This window comes from Curtobacterium sp. TC1 (genome assembly GCF_019844075.1).
Lineage (GTDB): Bacteria > Actinomycetota > Actinomycetes > Actinomycetales > Microbacteriaceae > Curtobacterium.
Map to the genome: position 1 here is coordinate 2,115,529 of NZ_CP081964.1, position 20,216 is coordinate 2,135,744.

The 20,216-nt window shown below is 69.7% G+C and carries 18 protein-coding genes; 10 read left to right on the forward strand and 8 right to left on the reverse strand.

Going from position 1 to position 20,216, the window contains the following annotated elements:
- The first annotated feature begins 29 nt into the window (after nucleotides 1–29).
- The 5 genes from yajC to KZI27_RS11175 all read left to right on the forward strand — a co-directional run bounded on the left by yajC (nucleotide 30) and on the right by KZI27_RS11175 (nucleotide 6,023).
- Complete coding sequence (gene yajC, locus KZI27_RS11155) at nucleotides 30–431, forward strand: preprotein translocase subunit YajC (protein WP_222657703.1); 402 nt, start codon at nucleotides 30–32, stop codon at nucleotides 429–431.
- Between the two features lie 92 nt (nucleotides 432–523).
- On the forward strand, nucleotides 524–2,275 hold the full coding sequence (gene secD, locus KZI27_RS11160) for a protein translocase subunit SecD (protein WP_222657704.1): 1,752 nt from the start codon (nucleotides 524–526) through the stop codon (nucleotides 2,273–2,275).
- Nucleotides 2,275–3,282: a protein translocase subunit SecF gene (gene secF / locus KZI27_RS11165; RefSeq protein WP_222657705.1), complete on the forward strand. Its 1,008-nt coding sequence runs from the start codon at nucleotides 2,275–2,277 to the stop codon at nucleotides 3,280–3,282. The genes secD and secF overlap by 1 nt, the downstream gene beginning before the upstream one ends.
- Complete coding sequence (locus KZI27_RS11170; protein WP_222657706.1) at nucleotides 3,282–3,629, forward strand: rhodanese-like domain-containing protein; 348 nt, start codon at nucleotides 3,282–3,284, stop codon at nucleotides 3,627–3,629. The genes secF and KZI27_RS11170 overlap by 1 nt, the downstream gene beginning before the upstream one ends.
- A gap of 69 nt (nucleotides 3,630–3,698) precedes the next feature.
- Nucleotides 3,699–6,023 (forward strand): RelA/SpoT family protein, encoded by a 2,325-nt coding sequence (locus tag KZI27_RS11175; RefSeq protein WP_260233029.1) that lies wholly within the window; start codon nucleotides 3,699–3,701, stop codon nucleotides 6,021–6,023.
- Between the two features lie 79 nt (nucleotides 6,024–6,102).
- Here KZI27_RS11175 and KZI27_RS11180 read toward each other — a convergent pair whose 3' ends face one another.
- The 3 genes from KZI27_RS11180 to deoC form a co-directional block, all read right to left on the reverse strand.
- Nucleotides 6,103–6,654: a type IV toxin-antitoxin system AbiEi family antitoxin gene (locus tag KZI27_RS11180; protein WP_222657707.1), complete on the reverse strand. Its 552-nt coding sequence runs from the start codon at nucleotides 6,652–6,654 to the stop codon at nucleotides 6,103–6,105.
- A 111-nt stretch (nucleotides 6,655–6,765) separates the two neighbouring features.
- Entirely contained in the window at nucleotides 6,766–7,719 is a 954-nt protein-coding gene (locus tag KZI27_RS11185) for an ROK family protein (RefSeq protein ID WP_222657708.1), read from the reverse strand.
- 157 nt (nucleotides 7,720–7,876) lie between these two features.
- A complete protein-coding gene (gene deoC, locus KZI27_RS11190; protein WP_222657709.1) occupies nucleotides 7,877–8,608 on the reverse strand; it encodes a deoxyribose-phosphate aldolase in 732 nt (243 codons plus the stop codon).
- 43 nt (nucleotides 8,609–8,651) lie between these two features.
- On the opposite strand from deoC, the gene KZI27_RS11195 reads away from it, so the two are divergent.
- From KZI27_RS11195 to KZI27_RS11210, 4 genes are all read left to right on the forward strand, one after another.
- Nucleotides 8,652–10,184 carry an SDR family oxidoreductase gene (locus KZI27_RS11195; protein WP_222657710.1) on the forward strand — a complete coding sequence of 511 codons (1,533 nt, stop codon included), beginning with the start codon at nucleotides 8,652–8,654 and terminating at the stop codon, nucleotides 10,182–10,184.
- The gene (locus KZI27_RS11200; RefSeq protein WP_123312624.1) at nucleotides 10,181–10,765 is read left to right on the forward strand and encodes a GDSL-type esterase/lipase family protein; all 585 of its coding nucleotides are present in this window, start codon (nucleotides 10,181–10,183) and stop codon (nucleotides 10,763–10,765) included. Before KZI27_RS11195 ends, KZI27_RS11200 begins: the two co-directional genes overlap by 4 nt.
- On the forward strand, nucleotides 10,765–11,199 hold the full coding sequence (locus tag KZI27_RS11205; RefSeq protein ID WP_222657711.1) for a DUF6804 family protein: 435 nt from the start codon (nucleotides 10,765–10,767) through the stop codon (nucleotides 11,197–11,199). Before KZI27_RS11200 ends, KZI27_RS11205 begins: the two co-directional genes overlap by 1 nt.
- 97 nt (nucleotides 11,200–11,296) lie before the next feature.
- The gene (locus KZI27_RS11210; protein ID WP_222657712.1) at nucleotides 11,297–12,850 is read left to right on the forward strand and encodes a stealth conserved region 3 domain-containing protein; all 1,554 of its coding nucleotides are present in this window, start codon (nucleotides 11,297–11,299) and stop codon (nucleotides 12,848–12,850) included.
- Nucleotides 12,851–13,415: 565 nt separating this feature from the next.
- Here the strand turns inward: KZI27_RS11210 and KZI27_RS11215 are convergent.
- From KZI27_RS11215 to KZI27_RS11235, 5 genes are all read right to left on the reverse strand, one after another.
- Nucleotides 13,416–14,375: a phosphodiesterase gene (locus KZI27_RS11215; RefSeq protein ID WP_222657713.1), complete on the reverse strand. Its 960-nt coding sequence runs from the start codon at nucleotides 14,373–14,375 to the stop codon at nucleotides 13,416–13,418.
- A 167-nt stretch (nucleotides 14,376–14,542) separates the two neighbouring features.
- Nucleotides 14,543–16,234, reverse strand: coding sequence for a cytochrome b (locus KZI27_RS11220; protein WP_123312620.1), 1,692 nt, complete (start codon nucleotides 16,232–16,234; stop codon nucleotides 14,543–14,545).
- Nucleotides 16,234–17,298 carry a ubiquinol-cytochrome c reductase iron-sulfur subunit gene (locus KZI27_RS11225; RefSeq protein ID WP_222657714.1) on the reverse strand — a complete coding sequence of 355 codons (1,065 nt, stop codon included), beginning with the start codon at nucleotides 17,296–17,298 and terminating at the stop codon, nucleotides 16,234–16,236. Before KZI27_RS11225 ends, KZI27_RS11220 begins: the two co-directional genes overlap by 1 nt.
- A gap of 33 nt (nucleotides 17,299–17,331) precedes the next feature.
- Complete coding sequence (locus KZI27_RS11230; RefSeq protein WP_123312618.1) at nucleotides 17,332–18,141, reverse strand: cytochrome c; 810 nt, start codon at nucleotides 18,139–18,141, stop codon at nucleotides 17,332–17,334.
- 21 nt (nucleotides 18,142–18,162) lie between these two features.
- Complete coding sequence (locus tag KZI27_RS11235) at nucleotides 18,163–18,801, reverse strand: heme-copper oxidase subunit III (RefSeq protein WP_123312617.1); 639 nt, start codon at nucleotides 18,799–18,801, stop codon at nucleotides 18,163–18,165.
- A gap of 70 nt (nucleotides 18,802–18,871) precedes the next feature.
- On the opposite strand from KZI27_RS11235, the gene trpD reads away from it, so the two are divergent.
- On the forward strand, nucleotides 18,872–19,927 hold the full coding sequence (trpD, locus tag KZI27_RS11240; RefSeq protein ID WP_222657715.1) for an anthranilate phosphoribosyltransferase: 1,056 nt from the start codon (nucleotides 18,872–18,874) through the stop codon (nucleotides 19,925–19,927).
- The last annotated feature ends 289 nt before the right edge of the window (nucleotides 19,928–20,216 follow it).

The window sequence follows — 20,216 nt, forward strand, 5'->3', positions numbered from 1 at the left end:
ACCGAGCAACCAGAGAAGGCAACTGCATCATGGGTCAAGAAGTCATCCTCATCGTCATCGTCGTGGCGTTCGCGGCCTTCATGTTCTACAACAGCCGCAAGCGCAAGAAGCAGCAGGGCGAGCTCGCCACCAAGATGGTGCCGGGTGCTCGCGTGATGCTGTCCTTCGGCCTCTACGGCACGCTCCTCTCGGTCGACGACGAGAAGGTCACCGCCGACGTCGAGATCGCACCGGGCACGGTCGTCACGGTGCACCGTCAGACCCTGTCGCGCGTCGTCGACGACAACGCCTCGGACATCGAGACCACCGCGACGCCGGAGGACGAGGCCAAGCCCGTCGCCGAACTCAACGGGGAGCCGGTCTACGGCGAGCGGGTCGACAACGACCGCCTCGACGAGACCGACGCCACGAAGCGCAAGTCCGACGACTGACGCCCTCGGCCGCCGGGTCGTCTGACCCGGCGGCTTCCCTCTGCCGTCGCGCGTGAGTGCCGATGGTCCTGAACAGAAAGACGAGACGACCGGTGGCACGATCGACACCCGTCAAGAAGGCGCTGCGCTCGCTCACCTGGTTGGTGATCCTGATGGCGATCCTCGCCGGCCTGAACACCGCCGCGTCGATCCTCGCCGGCAGCTCGAAGGACGACACGGACGAGTGGTACCAGGGCGCGAGCTGGGTCCCTGAGCTCGCACTGGACCTGCAGGGCGGCACGCAGCTGACCCTGGCGGCACAGAACACCGAGGGCGACTCGGTCACCTCGCAGCAGCTGCAGCAGGCGGTGGAGATCATCCGCCAGCGCATCAACGCCACCGGCGTCTCCGAGACCGAGATCAACACGCAGGGTGCGAACAACATCGTCGTGTCGATCCCCGGTCGGCCCGACAAGGCCACGATCGACCGCATCGAGGCAGCGGCGAAGCTGACGTTCCGCCCGGTGCTGTTCACCGAGGCCGCGACGAACTCCGCCGTCGGTGACGACGGGAAGTCCACCGCTTCGCCGACGCCGTACTCGCCGCCCGCCTCGCTCGCGGCAACGCCGAGCGCGAAGCCGACGAACGGCAGCGACGTCAACTGGGTGACCCCGGCGCTGCAGGACCTCTACACGAACTACAACTGCGCGGCTCCGGACGACGTCACCACGGCTCCGGACGACGAGCCCCTCGTCACCTGTGACGCCGACGGTGCCGCGAAGTACATCCTCGGCCCGGTCGAGGTCTCGGGTGCGAACATCAGCAACGCCACCTCGGGTCTCGCCACCGACTCGCAGGGCACCTCGACGGGCCAGTGGGCCGTCAACCTGACCTTCGACGGACAGGGCACGAAGGACTTCCGCACCGTCACGAACCGTCTCGTGTCGCTGCAGGCGCCGCAGAACCAGTTCGCGATCGTGCTGGACGGCTCGGTCATCACGGCCCCGTCCACGAACTCCGCCATCACCAACGGCAAGGCGCAGATCACCGGTTCGTTCACGGCCGAGTCGTCGAAGACCCTCGCCGACCAGCTCAAGTACGGCGCGCTGCCGATCAACTTCCAGGTGCAGTCGAACGAGAACATCTCGGCGACGCTCGGCACCGCCCAGCTCATCGGTGGTCTCGTCGCGGGCCTGATCGGGCTCGTCCTGGTGATCATCTACTCCGTCATCCAGTACCGGGCGCTCGCGTTCGTCACGGTGCTGTCACTCGGGGTCGCCGCGGTGCTGACCTACCTGGTCATCGCGATCATGTCCTGGCGCGTCGACTACCGCCTGTCGTTGGCGGGTGTGGCGGGTCTGATCGTCGCGATCGGCATCACGGCGGACTCGTTCATCGTGTACTTCGAACGCATCCGTGACGAACTCCGCGACGGCCGTGCCCTCGAGAGCGCGGTCGAGTCCGGCTGGAAGCGCGCACTCCGCACGATCCTGGCGTCCGACGCGGTGAACTTGCTCGCAGCCGTCACCCTGTACGTGCTCGCCGTCGCCGACGTGAAGGGCTTCGCGTTCACGCTGCTCCTCACGACGCTGATCGACATCGTGGTGGTCGCGCTCTTCACCCACCCGATGATGCAGCTCATCTCCCGCAGCCGGTTCTTCGGCGAGGGGCACAGGTTCAGCGGGCTCGACCCGGCGGCGCTCGGTGCGGTCTACAAGGGGCGCGCGCAGTTCCGCGCTCCCGTGGTGGACGGCAAGCGCCAGCGCAGCGCCGGTGAGGCGCAGCGCCGACAGACGATCGCGGAGCGGAAGGCCCAGCAGGCCTCCGGCGACAACGGCTCCACGCCGGACGGGAAGGACGACTGATGGCCAGCTTCAGCCAGTTCGGCAGCGACCTCTACACGGGCAAGCGGTCGTACGACATCATCGGACGACGCAAGACCTGGTACCTCATCGCGCTCATCATGATCGTGATCTCGCTCGCCACCCCGTGGCTGCGCGGCGGGTACCAGCTCGGCATCGAGTTCACCGGCGGCTCCGAGTTCACCCTGTCGGACGTCAAGAACACCGACCAGAGCATCGCGACCGACACCGTCGAGCGGGTCGTCTCGGACGAGATCCCGCGCGTCTCCCAGCTCGGGACGCACGGCATCCGCGTGCAGACCGGCCAGCTCACCGACCGCCAGACGACCGAGGTGCAGGACGCCCTGGCCGAGGCGTACGACGTGCCGGAGAGCCAGGTCGCCGCGACCTTCATCGGTGCCACGTGGGGTGCCGACGTGCTGGCCCAGGCCATCCGCGGTCTGGTGATCTTCCTCGCCCTGGCCGCCGTGTTCATGACGCTGTACTTCCGCACCTGGAAGATGTCGCTGTCCGCGATGGCGGCCCTGCTGCACGACCTGCTGATCACGGCGGGCGTCTACGGCATCGTCGGGCTCGAGGTCACGCCCGCAGCCGTGATCGGATTCCTGACGATCCTCGGCTACTCGCTCTACGACACCGTGGTGGTGTTCGACAAGGTGCGCGAGAACACCGCGCAGGAGTCGATCCGGACCTTCAAGCAGTCCGTGAACCTCGCGGTGAACCAGACGCTCGTCCGCTCGATCAACACCTCGGTCGTGGCACTGCTGCCCGTCGCGGCGATCCTGTTCATCGGGTCGTACGTGCTCGGCGCGGGGACCCTCCGCGACATCTCGCTCGCACTGTTCATCGGCATCATCGTCGGGACCTACTCGACGATCTTCATCGCGTCGCCGATGTACGCCCACCTGCGCGAGAACGAGCCGAAGATCAAGCAGGCCGACGCGAAGAAGACCGAAGCGGCGGCCAAGCGCCAGCGCGAGGTCGACGCCGCGGCCACGGCGGACGTCTGATGCCGATCGAGATCACCGAGGTCGACGTCGCGGAGGCGCGACGTCGACTGGCGTCCGGCGCACGACTGTTCGACGTCCGTGAGCAGGGGGAGTGGGACGAGGTCCACGCGCCGCAGGCCACGCTCGTGCCGATGTCCGAGCTGGTGAACCGGTGGCAGGAGATCGACGGCGGCGACGAGCCGGCGATCATCGTCTGCCACTCGGGCGCCCGCTCGTCACGCGTGGTCGCAGCCCTCGAGCAGTCCGGCGTCTCCGCGGTCAACCTGACCGGCGGCATGGTCGCCTGGGAGCAGTCCGGCGCCCCGGTGGTCCGCGACGCCCAGGGCGAACCGGGTCACGAGCACTGACCGGACGCGCGTAGTGTTGTCGGATCGAGCTCGGATCGAGCTCTCGGACCGAGTCCTGGGAGGCGCATCATGACGGACACCCGCGAAGAGCCGTCTGCGCCGAGTCGCCCCGGCTCCGCACAGCGCCCGACCAGCCCCCTCGGCCCGAACACGACGGGCAACCTCGGTTCCCTCCGCTCGCTGCTCCCGCGCCTGTTCTCGCGTGCCCAGCCTGCAGGTGCCGTGGACACCCTGATCCGCACGGTGCGGTCGCACCACCCGAAGGCCGACGTCACCCTCATCGAGCGCGCCTACTCGGTCGCCGAGCGCGCGCACGACGGTCAGAAGCGCAAGTCCGGCGAGCCGTACATCACGCACCCGGTCGCCGTCGCCCAGATCCTCGCCGACCTCGGCATCGGGCCGATCACGATCGCTGCGGCGCTGCTGCACGACACCGTCGAGGACACCGACTACCAGCTCGACCAGCTGCAGGTCGACTTCGGCGACGAGATCGCCATGCTCGTCGACGGCGTCACGAAGCTCGACAAGGTCAAGTACGGCGACAGCGCCCAGGCCGAGACCGTCCGCAAGATGGTCATCGCGATGTCGAAGGACATCCGCGTGCTCGTCATCAAGCTCGCCGACCGACTGCACAACGCCCGCACCTGGGGCTTCGTCGAGTCCACCTCCGCCACCCGCAAGGCGAAGGAGACGCTCGAGATCTACGCGCCCCTCGCGCACCGGCTCGGCATCCAGATGATCAAGCTCGAGCTCGAGGACCTGTCGTTCGCGGTCCTGCACCCGAAGCTCTACGTCGAGATCGACAGCCTGGTCAAGGAACGGCAGCCGAAGCGCGAGCAGTTCGTCCAGAACGTCATCGGCACCCTCAAGAAGGACCTGAAGGCCGCGAAGGTCCGCGGCGAGGTCATGGGGCGGCCGAAGCAGTACTACTCGATCTACCAGAAGATGATCGTGCGGGGTCGCGAGTTCGACGAGATCTACGACCTCGTCGGCATCCGGGTGCTCGTGCCGACGGTGCGCGACTGCTACGCGATGCTCGGCTCGGTGCACGCCCGGTGGACGCCGCTGCCCGGCCGGTTCAAGGACTACATCGCGACGCCGAAGTTCAACCTGTACCAGTCGCTGCACACCAGCGTGCTCGGGCCGCAGGGGCGCCCCGTCGAGATCCAGATCCGCACGCACGAGATGCACCAGCGTGCCGAGTTCGGTGTCGCCGCGCACTGGAAGTACAAGCAGCGCGCCGCCGGCCGCGACGTCGGCACCTCGTCGACCACCGACGACCAGGACATGGCGTGGCTCGCCCACATCACCGACTGGCAGGCGGAGACGAGTGACCCGGGGGAGTTCCTCGACTCCCTCCGCTACGAGATCGGCGCGAAGGAGACCTACGTCTTCACGCCGCAGGGCAAGGTCATCGGACTCCCCGCCGGCGCCACCCCGGTCGACTTCGCGTACGCGGTCCACACCGAGGTCGGGCACCGCACCATGGGCGCCAAGGTCAACGGTCGACTGGTGCCGCTCGAGAGTTCGCTGTCGAGCGGTGACGTCGTCGAGATCTTCACGTCGAAGAACCCCGACTCCGGCCCGTCGCAGGACTGGCTGAAGTTCGTCAAGAGCCCGCGGGCCCGCAACAAGATCAAGCAGTGGTTCACCAAGGAGCGTCGCGAAGAGGCGGTCGAGCAGGGGCGCGACGCAATCGCCCGCGCCGTGCGCAAGCAGAACCTGCCGCTCCAGCGGATCATGAGCCAGGACACCATCGCCGAGGTCGCCTCGTCGATGCGGTACGACGACGTCTCGGCCCTGTACGCCGCGGTCGGCGAAGGGCACGTGTCGACCCAGTCGGTCATCGAGAAGGTCCTGGGCAGCGTCCAGAGCGACACCGAGACCGACGAGCCGGAGCTCACGTTCCCCCGCCAGGTCACGAGCCGCCAGCTCCGCACGAGTGACAGCGGCGTGCTGGTGCGCGGTGCGCCGGACATCCTCGTGAAGCTCGCGAAGTGCTGCACCCCGGTGCCGGGCGACCAGATCGTCGGGTTCATCACCCGAGGCCAGGGCGTCTCGGTGCACCAGTCGTCGTGCACGAACGTCAAGTCCCTGATGAACGAGCCGGACCGGATGATCGAGGTCGAGTGGGCGCCGTCGTCGAAGTCGGTGTTCCTCGTCCAGATCCAGATCGAGGCGCTCGACCGGTCGGGCCTGCTGAGCGACGTCACCCGGGTGCTCACCGACCACCACGTCAACATCCTGTCGGCGACGGTCTCGACCTCGTCCGACCGGTTGGCGCTCAGTCGGTTCGTGTTCGAGATGGGCGACACCATCCACCTCGACCGGGTGCTGAACGCGGTCCGACGCATCGACGCCGTCTACGACGTCTACCGCGTCAGCGCGGGCTGAGCGATCGGGCAGACCCGTCAGCGCCGGCTGACCGGGCGGGCGGACCCGTCACCGCGGGCTGAGCCGACAGTCCGACCGGTCACCGCTCGCTGAGCAGCGCGCGCAGACGACGTTCGGCCTGGCGCACCATCGGGATGGTCCCGAGGGCGCTCAGGCGCTCCCGCAACTCGTCGCCTGTCACCGCACCGATCGCGAGCAACCCGGCGACGGCGTCGATGCGCAACGGGTTCGTCGGCCCGGGCGTGCGCAGCAGGTCGACCGCGGTGCGCGCCGGTGTCGTCACCGTGGTCTGCGCCGATCCCAGCCGGACCACGTCGACGGGCTCGAGCGCCACCTCGCGCAGGTGCAGGGCCGGCCCGGCGGCGATGCGCAGCTGCGGCGGGACGCTCGCCTCGAACGGGTCCGGCGGACGGGACGTCGCGCCCCAGATCCACGCGGCGGTGCGGCCGGCGGCGACCAGCCGGGCATCGCCGAGGACCCAGGCGGCTGCGGTCGCTCGGAGCGCCGGGTCCTGCGGGGTCGCGGGTGAGGCCCAGCACGGCCCGACGGGGACCAGCTCCCCGGCCAGTACCGCTGCGCGCAGTTCCGCCTCGGGCCAGTCGTCCGTGGTCAGGAGACGGGAACCGGGCACCTCGTCATCCTGCCGGACACCGGCGCCCCGCCGACACCCCCTGTGGACAGCCAGGACAACCCGGACGCTCGGACGCCCAGCGCCCGGACACCCCGGACGCCGGCGTCAGTTTCAGCGCAGGACGTCGGCGCGGTGCACCAGCGCGGCGGCCCCGATGAGCGGGCCGTCCTGCGACAGCGCCGTCGGCACGATGCGCACCTTCGTCACGAACCCGAACTCGACGCGCTCCGCCACCGCTTCGCGTGCGTACTCGAACAGGTCCGGCGTGACGTGCGAGAACCCGCCGCCGATCGCCACGACCTCGAGGTCCACGAGGCTCGTCGCCGCGGCGATCGCCTGACCGAGGGCCCGGCCGCTGCGCTGGACCGCCGCGACCGCGATCTCGTCGCCGGCTGCGTACGCCGCCGACAGCTCTTCGCCCGTGGACCCGGCGAACCCGTGCCGCTGCGCCCAGGCGACGGTCTTCGGGCCGCTGGCGATCGCTTCGAGGCAGCCGGTTCCCCCGCAGGCGCACGGGTCGTCGTAGCCGCCGCACTCCACGTGGCCGATGTGCCCGGCGTTGCCGGTCGGGCCGCTGACGGTGCGGCCGTGCAGGATGAGGCCGCCGCCGACACCCGTCGAGACGATCATGCCCATGACGTGGTCGTACCCCTGGGCCGCCCCGACCCAGTGCTCGGCCAGCGTGATCGCCAGGCCGTCCATGCGCAGCGTGACCGGCACGCCCTCGGGCACGAGCGCCGCGATGCGGTCTCGCAGCGGGTGGCCGCGCCACACCGGCATGTTGAGGGGGGAGACGAGGCCGTGCTCCTCGTCGACGGGGCCGGCCGAGCCGACCCCGACGCCGACCAGGGTCGCGTCGGTCGGGACCGTGCCGAGCGCGCTCGTCACGACCTCGTCGACGGCCGCCTGCAGCTCGTCGGACGTGCGCTGCGGCCCGGTGGGGCTGCGGAAACGCGTGCCCGGCAGGACGACGCCCTGGTCGGTGACGAGGGCGGCTTCGACCTTGGTGCCGCCGAGGTCGACGGCGAGGGCGAGGGCGAGGGACTGGGGTGCGGTGCTGGACATGCGCGCTCCGATGCGGCGGTCTGGAGGCCCGGCGCGGCCCCCGGACGCGTCGTCGCGTCCGGTGGGCCCCGGCCTGGCAGGTGGTGGGTCGGTCGGGTCAGGTCGTCGTGCGGTGGGTCAGGTCGTCGTGCGGTGGATCAGGTCGTGTCGCGGTGGATCAGTAGGAGCTGGTGTCGTCGCCCTGCGACGACGCGACCCCGGTCTCGACGCGGTGCGCGACCTCGTCGAGGATGCGCGCGGAGGCGCTCGTGCCGATGCGGTTCGCTCCCGCGTCCACCATCTCGAGCAGGGTGTCGAGCCCGCGGACGCCGCCCGAGGCCTTCACCCCGGTGTCGGCACCGACGGTGCGGCGCATCAGGGCGATGTGCTCGGCCGTTGCTCCGCCGCCGGCGAACCCGGTGGAGGTCTTCACGAACGCGGCACCCGCCGACTGCGCGGCACGCGACGCCGCGACGATCTCGTCGTCGGTCAGGAACGCGGTCTCGAGGATCACCTTGACGACGGTGGACCCGGCGGCGTCGACCACCGCGCGGACGTCCTGCTCGACTCGCTCCCAGTCGCCGGACTTCGCGGCACCGATGTTCTGCACCATGTCGAGCTCGAAGGCACCGTCGGCCAGCGCCTGCAGCGACTCGGCGACCTTGGCCGCGGTGGACGTGGTGCCGTGCGGGAAGCCGATGACCGTGCCGACGCCGACGCCGGTGCCCTGCAGGCGCTCGACGGCGTACGCCACGTCGCTCGGCCGGACGCACACGCTGAAGACCCGGTACGCGGCGGCTTCGTCGAGCTGGGCGTCGACGTCCGAGCGGGTGAGCTCGGGCTTCAGGATCGCGTGGTCGATGAGGCCGCGGACGGCATCGGCGGTGACGGGGAAGGCTGCGTTGTCCACCCGGCAAGCCTACCCGTCAGGCGTGCCGCGTAGCGTTCGGGGCATGCAGGTCCTCGTCACCGGCGCCACCGGGTACATCGGCGGTCGTCTCGTCCCCCGTCTCCTCGAAGCCGGACACTCCGTGCGCGTGTTCGTGCGCAACCCCCGCAAGCTCCAGGACGTCCCGTGGAGCAGCGACGTCGACATCGCCGAAGGGGACCTGCAGGACGCCGACGCGGTCCGTGCCGCGGTCGACGGCGTCGAGGCCGTGTACTACCTCGCCCACGCGATGGGCGCCGACGGCGACTTCGAGTCCGCCGAACGCCAGGCCGCCGAGACGATGGCACACGAGGCGAAGCGCGCCGGTGTCAGCCGGTTCGTCTACCTGGGCGGGCTGCACCCCGACGGCGACCTGTCGAAGCACCTGCGCAGCCGCAAGGAGGTGGGGGAGATCCTGCTCGGATCGGGCGTGCCGACCGTCGCCTACCAGGCGGGTGTCGTCATCGGCTCCGGCAGCACCTCGTTCGAGATGATCCGGCACCTGACCGACGTCCTGCCCTGGATGCCGGCACCGCGGTGGGTGCGCAACCGCATCCAGCCGATCGCCGTGCGCGACGTCCTCCACTACCTGGTCGCGGCGCTCGACGTCCCCGCGGACGTCAACCGCACCTTCGACATCGGCGGTCCGGACGTGCTCCGCTACGGCCAGATGCTCAACGGCTACGCGGTCGAGGCGAAGCTCCGGCAGCGCCCCATCACGGTCCTGCCGGTGCTCACCCCGCGACTCGCGGCGCACTGGTTCAACGCCGTCACCCCGATCCCGCGCAAGCTCGCGACCCCGATCATCGAGTCGCTGCAGTTCGAGTGCGTCCAGCGCGAGCACGACATCGACGACGTCGTGCCGCAGCCCGAGGGAGGGCTCACCTCGTACCGCCGAGCCGTCCGCCTCGCCCTGAACAAGATGCGCTCGGGCCAGGTCGAGACGAGCTGGCGGAGCGCCACGCTGTCGAGTGCCTCGGCCGACCCGATGCCGAACGACCCGGACTGGGCCGGCCACACCGTCTACGTCGACGACCGGAAGCGGCACTCGAGCGCCTCGGCCGAGGACGTCTGGCGCGTCGTCGAGTCGATCGGCGGCGAGAACGGCTGGTACTCGTTCCCGCTGGCCTGGGTCGCGCGCGGGTGGATGGACAAGGTCGCCGGCGGCGTCGGGCTCAGCCGTGGGCGCCGTGACCAGGACCGGCTCGAGCAGGGCGACGCGCTCGACTGGTGGCGCGTCGAACGACTCGAACGCGGCCGGTACCTGCGGCTCCGGGCAGAGTTCAAGTCCCCGGGACGCGCCTGGCTCGAGATGACCGTCACCCCGAACCCCGAGGGCGGCAGCGACTACCACCAGCGGGCGATCTACTTCCCGCAGGGCCTCCCCGGACGCCTGTACTGGTACGGGATCCTGCCCTTCCACGGGATCATCTTCCCCGGCATGGTCGAACGCATCACCGCGGCCGCCGAGCGCGAGTCGGACAACACCGAGTCGACGCAGCGCAACCGGACCCAGCACAATGGGAGTCCGGAACCGGCGAACGAGGAGGCAGCATGACCGAGGAACGCAGTCCCGTCCTGTTCCTGGGCGACAGCATCACGGCCCAGGGGTCGTGGGACACCTGGCTCCCCGACGAGCACACGCTGAACCAGGGCGTCAGCGGCGACACGACCGACGGCGTGCTCGCGCGCCTCGAGGCCGTCGTCGCCGAACAGCCCGAGGTGATCGTGCTGCTCATCGGCACGAACGACTTCGGCAACCACCGGGCGAGCGCCGAACACGTCGTCCGCAACGTCGAGACCATCCTCGTCACGCTCCGGCGCGAGCTGCCGGGCGTGCGCCTGCTGCTCGTCTCCGTCCTGCCGCGCCAGGCCGAGTACACGACGAAGATCGAGGAGGCGAACCGGCACCTGCGCCAGTTCGTCGCGACCTGCCACGCGCAGTACCTCGACGCCTGGCCCGCGCTGGCCGACGGCGACCACCTCGACGACCGCTTCACCGACGACGGACTGCACCTCACCGACGAGGGCTACCGGGCGTACCTCGGCGAGCTGGTCCCCGCGCTCGAGCGTGTGCGGGGTCTCCCGCCGATGTCCCGGTCCTTCACCGCCATCGACCTCGACGAGGCCCCCGCCTGATGGCTGCCCGCAAGGGGCGACCCCCGGTGGGGTCGTCGCAGCACGGCGTGCCCGCCGCCCCGGTCCGACCGGCCGCGGGCGCGACGAGCACCCGTGCGACCCCCGGGTTCAGCCGGCCGGCGCTCGCGCCGTCGCTCATCGCCGCGATCGTCCTGCTCGCCTGCGTGGCGATCATCGACTCGTCCGGATTCGTCTTCGCCCGCTGGGGCGTCACGGTCCTGGCCCTCATCGTGCTGGTCTTCGCCGTCCGCGGCAAGACGTGGTGGGCTGCGCTGCTCATGGCCGCCGTCGCCGTCTGCTGGAACCCCCTGGTCACGGTGCCGATCCCCGGTCAGGTGTGGGCGGCCTTGCAGATCCTGGTCGCCGCGCTGTTCATCGTCGTGGGCATCGCCGTCAAGGTGCCGCGCGAGGCGGACGCTCCCCGGGCCTCCTGAACGGCTCGGGTGGCCGCCTGCGGAACCGAGCGGGCGGGCGGACGGTAGGATCGCAGGGTCGGGTACAGGACCCGGCAGCGCGACCCGAAGGGCATGGATGAACGACGAGACCGAGCCGGTGACCGAGAGTCCTCTGCTGAACCCTCGACCGTCCTCCGGCGGTCTCGACCGGCCCGACGTCGTCGTCCGCAAGGGGCGCCTGACGCTGCTCAACGGCCACCTGACGCCGCAGCAGTCGATGATCGAGGACCTGCTGTTCCTCGACGACGCGCTCACCGAGGCCGACGTCGACCACCTGCTCATCCGCGGCAACGACGAGCGTCCGGTCATCGCGATCGACGAGCGCGACCGGCAACGTGCGGAGAGCGCCGTGATGGCCGCCGCCGTCAACGAGCCCTTCTACGCGAAGCCGCCGGGTCAGCCGGCCGTCCTCGTGCAGGACGACGGGCTCGGGCCCGTCGACGAACCGGTGCTGCGTGTGTTCCGCCCGCGCCTCGAGCCGCTCGGCCGTCTGCGTTACGGCGCCGAGACGAGCGTCCAACTCGAGTTCTGGCGACTCACCGACACCGAGGTGCTCGCACCCGTCGAGAACGCCCTGATGCGCCGCAGCCTGCCGGTCGAGGAGTTCGTGCTCGTCGACATCGAGCGCTACGGCCGCACCTGGCGCACCGTCGAGCACATGTTCGACGACCACGTCTCCGACATCCGGTTCCCGATCGACATCGTCTTCTCGTGGGTCGACGGCAACGCCATCGAGTACCAGCGCGCCCGCCAGGCAGCGCAGGCCACGGCCGTCCTGGGCGAGGGCGATGACGCCCCCGCCCGGTTCCGGCAGATCGACGAGCTGAAGTACGCGCTGCGTTCCGTGCACACGTTCGCACCGTGGATCCGTCAGATCTACATCGCCACCGACTCGCCCGCGCCGCACTGGCTCGCCGACCACCCCAAGGTCCGCATCGTGCGCAGCGAGGAGTTCTTCGCCGACCCGTCCGTGCTGCCGACGCACAACTCCCAGGCGGTCGAGTCGCAGCTGCACCACATCCCGGGAATCAGCGAGCACTTCATCTACTCGAACGACGACATGTTCTTCGGCCGCACCGTCGACCCGTCGGTGTTCTTCAGCCCGGGGTCGGTGACGAAGTTCATCCTCGCCACCACCCGCATCGGGCTCGGTGTGAACAACGCCGCGCGCAGCGGGTTCGAGAACTCGGCGCGCGTGAACCGCCGGTTGCTGCAGCAGCGGTTCGGTGCGGTCACCACGCGGCACCTCGAGCACGCGCCCACCCCGCTCCGAGCGTCGATCATGACGGAGATGGAGCACGAGTTCGCCGACGAGTTCCGCGCCACTGCGGCGTCCCGCTTCCGCGCTGCCGAGAACATCTCGGTGACGAACTCGCTGTACCACTACTACTCGTTGCTCACCGGCCGGGCGATCGTGCAGGAGAACGCGGACGTCCGCTACATCGACACCACGATGCAGTCCGGGTTGCGGTCCCTCGACGAGCTGCTGAAGAAGCGGAACGCGGACTTCTTCTGCCTGAACGACGGCAGCTTCCCCGAGGTCAGCGACGAGGAGCGCACGCAGCGCGTCACGGACTTCCTCGAGCGCTACTTCCCCTTCCCCGCGCCGTGGGAGCGCGACAGCGTCTAGAACGCGCCAGCGTTCTGCTGTCGCGCTCCGGGTGAGCCTGCGAGCCCGGCGCCGAGACCCGGCCACGCGCTCCGGGCGAGGCTGCGAGCCCGGCGCCGAGACCCGGCCACGCGCTCCGGGCGAGGCTGCGAGCCCGGCGCAGAGACCCGGCCACGCGCTCCGGGCGAGGCTGCGAGCCCGGCGCAGAGACCCGGCCACGCGCTCCGGGCGAGCCTGCGAGCCCGGCGCCGAGACCCGGCCACGCGCTCCGGGCGAGGCTGCGAGCCCGGCGCAGAGACCCGGCCACGCGCTCCGGGCGAGGCTGCGAGCCCGGCGCAGAGACCCGGCCACGCGCTCCGGGCGAGCCTGCGAGCCCGGCGCCGAGACCCGGCCACGCGCTCCGGGCGAGCACGCCGCCGACCCTCGCCACGCGCCGTGGTCGCGACCACAGCCGGACGGGAGGCCCGGAGCGGCCCCGCCACGCGCCTCCCGTCCGCCTCGGGCGCACGCCTCTCGCGCGTGGTGAGCAGGAATGGTCGGGTCCCCAGACGGGACCCGACCATTCCTGTTCACGAAGAGTAGCGGCCTACCGGTGGATGGGGGAGACCGGCACCGAGTCGAGCGTGAAGACGGGGATGCTCGAGGTGACGGGAGCCGGTTCGACCGCGGGCGGGATCGTGACTCCGTGCGCTGCGAGGCGGGCCTCGGTCTCGACCGCCGACACGGGCTCGCCGACCGTGGAGTAGTGCCCGATCGGGACGACCGAGTGCACGACGTTGCGACCGTAGACGTGCACCAGGTTGAACGACTGTGCGCCGTCGCGCCCGCGGGTGCCGCCCTGGAACTCGGTGAGGTCCTGCGTGTAGCAGGTGGCGCTGGCGACCGACACGGGGATGCCGGCGAAGACCGCACTCGTCGAGTAGTGCAGGTGCCCGGCGATGATGGCCAGCACGTCACTGCCCTCGACGACCTCGGCCAGTGCCTGCTGGTCGCGGAGCTCGACGAGGACGGTCAGGTCCTGCACGCTCGGGACGGGCGGGTGGTGCATCGCCAGGATGGTGCCGTGCGGAGCCGCCTCGGAGAGGACCTCGGCGAGCCAGTCGAGCTGCTCGGGGGAGACCTCGCCGTGGTGGCGGCCGGGGACGCTCGTGTCGAGGGTGATGACCCGGAGACCGTTGACGTCGTAGACGAAGTCGACCGGGCGGTCGGTGGGCTGGAGGCCGAAGAGCTCCTGGCGGAAGGCGCCGCGCTCGTCGTGGTTGCCCATCGCCCAGATGACCTGCGCGCCGATCCGGCGGGCAGCCGGTTCGACGATCTCGCGGACGCGAGCGTAGGCCCCCGGTTCGCCCTTGTCGGCCACGTCGCCCGTGACGACGATGGCCTCTGGCCGGGTTCCGGATGCTTCGATGTCCGCGACGATCTCGGTGAGCCGTGCGGCGGAGTCGACTCCGCCGTACAGATCACCGTCGCCGGAGACGAGGTGGGTGTCGCTGAGGTGGAGGAGGAAGTGGTTCGGCCTGGGGTGTTCGGCCGTCCGGCTGTCCATCGGGGTCTCATTCCGTTGGCGGATGCGTGGTGCAACACGTTGCCACACCGTCCTGGACGAGTCCAGCACGTGTCGGTGAACCAGCCGTGAACTGGGGGCGGCGTGTTGCCCCGTACACGAGGAAACCCCCGCCACATCGTGACGGGGGTTTCCTCGTGTGCCTCGGATCAGTGATCCCCGGGGCCGACCTGCGGAGCCTGGTGGCCTCCAGCGAGGTCCGGGCCGTGGTGGGCGGCGTGCGCTGCCTCGAGCTCGGCCTTCGAGACCGGCTCGATGCGGTCCTCGAAGAAGAAGCGGGAGATGCTCGCGCGGGCCTTCTGGACCACGGTGATCTGCCCCTTGGCGTTCGGGCGGATCATGAGCGGCTTGTACTCGTTGAACTGCAGGAGCTTCCACCGCTCGTACTCGTCGAGCTGCTCGTGCACCTCGATGTACTCACCGTGGGGGAGTCGGACGATGCGACCGGACTCGTAGCCGTGCAGGACGATCTCACGGTCCTTCTTCTGGAGTGCGAGGCACACGCGCTTCGTGATCCAGAAGGCGACGAACGGGCCGAGGACCGTCGTGGCCTGGATCACGTGGATCACGTGTTCGATCGACACCAGGAAGTGGGTCGCGATGATGTCCGACGACGCCGCAGCCCAGAGGCTGGCGTAGAGCGTGATGCCGGCGGCACCGATCGCCGTGCGGGTCGGGGCGTTGCGCGGGCGGTCCAGGATGTGGTGCTCGCGCTTGTCGCCGGTGATCCACGACTCGAGGAACGGGTACAGCAGGATCGCGAGGATGAGCAGCACCAGGACCGCGATCGGCGCCAGGATGTTGAACGACACCGTGTAGCCGAACCACACGACCTCCCAGTGCGGCGGCACCAGACGCAGTGCGCCGTCGGCGAAGCCGATGTACCAGTCGGGCTGGGTACCGGCGGAGACCGGCGAGGGGTCGTACGGGCCGTAGTTCCAGATCGGGTTGATCGTGAACATCGAGGCGATGAGGGCGATGATGCCCGCGACGATGAAGAAGAACCCACCGGCCTTGGCGGCGAACGCCGGGAGGATCGGGACACCGACGACGTTGTCGTTGGTCTTGCCCGGTCCGGCGAACTGGGTGTGCTTGTTGATGACGACGAGCACGAGGTGGACACCGAGCACCGCGACGAGGATCGCCGGCAGCAGCAGGATGTGCAGCGTGTAGAGGCGGCCGACGATGTCGGTCCCCGGGAACTCGCCACCGAAGAGCAGGTAGGCGATCCAGACGCCGATCACCGGGACACCCTCGATCATGCCGACGATGATCCGCAGCCCGTTGCCGGAGAGCAGGTCGTCGGGGAGCGAGTAGCCGGTGAAGCCCTCACCCATGGCGAGGACCCACAGCAGGAAGCCGAAGACCCAGTTGAGCTCACGCGGCTTGCGGAAGGCACCGGTGAAGAACACGCGGGCCATGTGCAGCATGATCGACGCCACGAACAGCAGGGCTGCCCAGTGGTGGACCTGGCGGACGAACAGCCCGCCGCGGATGTCGAACGAGATGTCCAGCGTGGACTGCAGGGCCGTCGACATCTCGACGCCCTTGAGCGGGACGTACGAGCCGTTGTAGACGACCTCGGCCATGGAGGCCTGGAAGAAGAACGTCAGGAACGTGCCGGAGAGCAGGACGACGACGAAGCTGTACAGCGCCACCTCGCCGAGCATGAAGCTCCAGTGGTCCGGGAAGATCTTCCGGCCGACTTCCTTGACGAGCCCCGAGATGCTGGTGCGCTCGTCGATGTAGTTGGCGACCCCGCCGATGATGCGGGATCCGCGCTCCGGAGCCGGCTTGTTCGCCGTGCTGCTCGGTGCCGTGGTGGTGGGGGTGCTGGTCATCAGCGTTCACGCTCCCAGAAGGACGGTCCGACCGGCTCGTGGAAGTCGCTCTGGGCAACCAGGTAGCCGTCGTCGTCGATCGCGATCGGAAGTTGGGGGAGGGGGCGTGCGGCCGGACCGAAGATGACCTCGCAGTTGTTCGAGACATCGAAGGTGGACTGGTGGCACGGGCACAGCAGGTGGTGCGTCTGCTGCTCGTAGAGCGCGACCGGGCATCCGACGTGGGTGCAGATCTTGGAGTACGCGACGATGCCGTCGTAGCCCCAGTTCTCGTGGCCCTTGGCGGGGTTGAGGTCCTTCGGGTCGAGACGCATGAGGAGGACGGAGGCCTTGGCCTTCTCTTCCAGCATGTGCTCGGAGTCGAGCATGCCGTCCGGGATGACATGGAACACCGAACCGATGGTCACGTCGGAGGCCTTGATCGGCAGACCCGTCGGGTCCTTCGTCAGGCGCAGGCCCTGCTTCCAGAAGGTGTGGCGGAGGAGCTCGTTCGGGTCCTCGGCCGGAGCGAGGTCGCGGACCAGGACGATGCCCGGCAGCGGGAACGCGGCCAGCGCGCCGATCATCGAGTTGCGGATCAGCTTGCGTCGGCTGAAGCCGGACTCCTTGTCGGCCAGCTGGAAGGCCTCGACAGCCTTGGCGCGGGTCGCGTCGGTGCCGCGGGTGCCGTGGCGGAGCTCGGTGATCTCGCGGTCGACGACGAGCGACTTCGACCAGTAGACCGCACCGAGGCCCAGCGCGATGAGTGCGAGGGCGATCGACAGGCCGAGGAAGAGGTTCGCGGTGCGGACCGTCCCGAAGTTGTTCGAGTCGATCGGGAAGGCGACGTAGGCCGCGATCGAGAGGACGCTGCCGACGATCGAGAGGTAGAAGAAGGTCGCGACCTGGCGCTCGGCCAGACGCTGCTTCTTCGGGTCGACGTCGGTGCGGCGCGCGCGGTGCGGCGGCTCACCCGGGTTCTCGAACGGGTCGGCGGGCAGCACCGCGATCCCGGGGGAGGTGGTCGTGCCGTGCTTCTCGACAGCCGAGGACGAGTTCAGCGTCTCGTCGTCGTGCTCTGCCATGGTGTTCCCTTCAGTGTCGTTCGACACGGACGATCAGTTGGACTTCGCGGTCAGCCAGACGGTCATCGCAACGACCGCGCCGAGTCCGAAGATCCAGATGAACAGACCCTCGGCCACCGGGCCCAGGGAGCCGAGTGCGAACCCGCCGGGCGACTTGTTGTCCTGCACGTACTTGAGGTACGTGATGATGTCGGCCTTCTGCTCCGGCGTGAGGTTGAGGTCGTTGAAGACCGGCATGTTCTGCGGGCCGGTCTGCATGGCCTCGTAGATGTGCTTGCCGGAGACCGTCGACAGGTTCGGGGCGTACTTGCCCTCGGTCAGAGCGCCGCCGGCGCCGGCCACGTTGTGGCACATGGCGCAGTTGATGCGGAAGAGCTCTGCACCCTCGGCCGCGTCGCCGTCCTCACCGTTGGTGAGCTCGGTCGAGGGGACGGCCGGGCCGGGGCCCAGCGAGGCGACGTACTCGGCGAGGGCGTCGACCTGCTCGTCCGTGAACTGCGCGGGCTTCTCTTCAGCCTGCGGGCCCTGGGCGGCCATCGGCATGCGGCCGGTGCCGACCTGGAAGTCGACCGAGGCGGCGCCGACACCGATGAGGGACGGACCCTCGCTCGTGCCCTGGGCGGAGAGGCCGTGGCAGGTCGCGCAGTTCGAGGCGAAGAGCTTCTGGCCCTCGTTCACCTTCGACTGGCTGGTCGCTGCGACGGTGGTCGTGCTGTCGTCCGCGTTCGCCGTGGAGCTGAACAGCGCGTACGCACCGCCGGTGGTCATGAGACCCACGACGATGAGCGAGACGGTCGCCATCGGAGAGCGGCGGCCCTTCTTGGACTTGGTTCTGTTGAACATGTGCTGGGGGGTGTCCAGTTCCTACTTGAGAAGGTAGATGACGGCGAAGAGGAAGATCCACACGACGTCGACGAAGTGCCAGTAGTACGACACGACGATGGCGGTGGTCGCTTCCTTGTGACCGAAGTTCTTCGCGGCGAAGCCGCGGCCGAGCGTCAGCAGGAAGGCGATGAGGCCACCCGTGACGTGGAGGCCGTGGAACCCGGTCGTCATGTAGAAGGCCGATCCGTAGGCGCTCGAGGAGAGCGTGACGCCCTCGTGCCAGAGGTTGGCGTACTCGAAGATCTGGCCGCAGACGAAGATCGCGCCCATCGCGTAGGTGACGAAGAACCACTCCGTCATACCCCAGTGGCGCGGGTTCCAGCTCGTGCGGTGCACCTGGAAGCGCTCCGCTGCGAACACCGCGAACTGGCACGCGAAGCTGGACAGCACCAGGATGATCGTGTTCACCGAGGCGAACGGCACCTCGAGCTTGGAGGTTTCGGCCGCCCAGAGCTCGGGGGACGTGCTGCGCAGCGTGAAGTAGATCGCGAACAGGCCGGCGAAGAACATGACCTCGCTGCCCAGCCACACGATCGTCCCCACGGCAACGGCGTTCGGCCTGTTCAGGGCCGGACCGCTGGCGGATCGGGAGAGAGAGGTGCTAGTCACGTCCTCCATTATGGCCGAAACCCCCGACAGTGTTTTCGCAGGAGACTGGCGGGTCTCTCGAATTCACTACGATCGAGCCATGCCTGAAGCACTCTCTTGGCCCGCAGTGATCAGCGCGCTCATGGCGCGCGAGGACCTGACGATCAGGCAATCCACATGGGCCATGGAGGAGATCGTGCACGGGCGCGCCACTCAAGCGCAGATCGCGGCGTTCGCCGTGACCCTCCGAGCCAAGGGCGAGACCGTCGACGAGGTCGTCGGGTTCCGCGACGCGATCCTCGACGCCGCGGTTCCGCTGGACGTCGACCCGATGGCCCTCGACATCGTCGGCACCGGCGGTGACGTCGTCGGTACCGTGAACGTGTCGACGATGGCCGCGATCGTCATCGCCGCCGCCGGGGTGCCGGTCGTCAAGCACGGCAACAAGGCCAGCTCCTCGAAGTCCGGGTCGAGCGACGTACTCGCCGCACTCGGCCTCGATCTCACGATGGACGCCGCGCGTGTCGCGGACACCTTCCGGCGTGTCGGGCTGACCTTCGCGTTCGCCAACGCGTTCCACCCCGGCTTCGCCCACGCCGGGCCGGTCCGGCGCGAGATCGGCGTGCCGACGGTCTTCAACTTCCTCGGACCGCTCGTCAACCCCGCACGGTGCGAGGCCAACGCCGTCGGAGTGGCCCAGCTCGAGCTCGTGCCGATCATCACGGGCGTGTTCCAGACCCGCGGCGCGACCGCCCTGGTGTTCCGCGGTGACGACGGTCTCGACGAGCTCACGACCACCGGGCACAGCCACATCTGGGAGGTCACCGGCGGGCGCATCACCGAGCACGACCTCGACCCGCGTGACCTCGGCATCGCCCGTGCCCGCACGGAAGACCTGCTCGGTGGCGACCCGGAGCACAACGCCGGCGTCGTGCACCGCGTCCTGGCGGGGGAGACCGGCCCGGTCCGCGACATCGTGCTCCTGAACGCCGCTGCCGGCCTGGTGTCCTTCCGGCTCGCGCAGGACCCGGCCCAGTCCGACCGCCCGATCCTGCAGCGGTTCCGGGAGCAGCTCGCGGTCGCCGCCGAGGCGATCGACTCGGGCGCCGGCGCCCGCAAGCTGGCTGATTGGGTCGGCGAAGGTCCCGCCGCGTAGTCCACGCCGCCCCGCGCACCGTGCGCGGTGCGTCACCCGGTGCGAGCCCGGCGGCTCGGTGCAGCGCCACGAGCGCGCACCCGGCGGCCACCGCCGCACCCGGCGAACAAACCCGCACCGTGCCGCGCCAGCAACCCCGTGCCGGACGGGAGGCCCGCGGCGGGCCCGCACCGCGCCTCCAGTCCGCACCGTGCGCGGTCCGCGATCCCGTGCCGCTTCCGCGCGAGCCGCACCGTGCGCGGTGCGTCACCCGGTGCGAGCCCGGCGGCTCGGTGCAGCGCCACAAACG